This window comes from Pseudarthrobacter albicanus, from assembly GCF_018224015.1.
In the GTDB taxonomy this organism is placed as follows: Bacteria; Actinomycetota; Actinomycetes; order Actinomycetales; family Micrococcaceae; genus Arthrobacter; species Arthrobacter albicanus.
This window is the reverse complement of the sequence record NZ_JAGPOT010000078.1, coordinates 1-594: the sequence shown is the minus strand read 5'-3', so window position 1 is coordinate 594 and position 594 is coordinate 1. Positions and strand designations below refer to the sequence as shown.

General features: G+C 66.8%; 1 protein-coding gene. It reads right to left on the bottom strand.

The window, feature by feature from the left end; translation table 11 throughout:
• Positions 1 to 594, bottom strand: a 594-nt coding sequence (locus J9611_RS15990) for an amino acid permease (RefSeq protein ID WP_211881543.1), incomplete at both ends; no start/stop codon positions are given.

The following is a 594-nucleotide window of genomic DNA, read 5'->3' as shown; positions in this document are numbered from 1 at the left end:
GGCCAGGTGGGACGGGCGCTTGCGCAGGACGAGCCAGGCGGCGCCGAGGACGATGAACCAGACCGGGGTGACCAGGAGCGCCACGAGGGTGTCCGGCTGCGTGGTCAGTGTCCAGATAACGAAGCCGAAGAACGCGAAGACCACCCAGACCATGGGGATGCCGCCGGGCATTTTGTACTTGGAGGCCTCGTGGAGGTGCGGGCGGCGGGAGCGGAACTTCAGGTAGCTGGCCAGGATGATGGACCAGACGAAGACGAAGCAGACGGCGGACACGGTGGTGACCATGTCGAAGGCCTTGCCGATGTCCTCTCCGGCGTACATCAGGATGACGCCGGAGAGCAGCAGGACGCAGGAGAGGAACAGGGCGTTCTGCGGGACCTTGCGGCGGGACAGCCGGCTGAATATGGTCGGGGCGTCGCCCTCCTGGGCCAGGCCGTAGACCATGCGGGAGGTGGAGTAGATGCCGGAGTTGGCGGAGGACATGGCCGAGCTGAGGACCACCAGGTTCACGATCGTTGCCGCGGCGCCGAGGCCGGCGAGGGAGAACATGGCGATGAACGGGCTGTGGCCGGCCTGGAACTGGGTCCAGGGGGT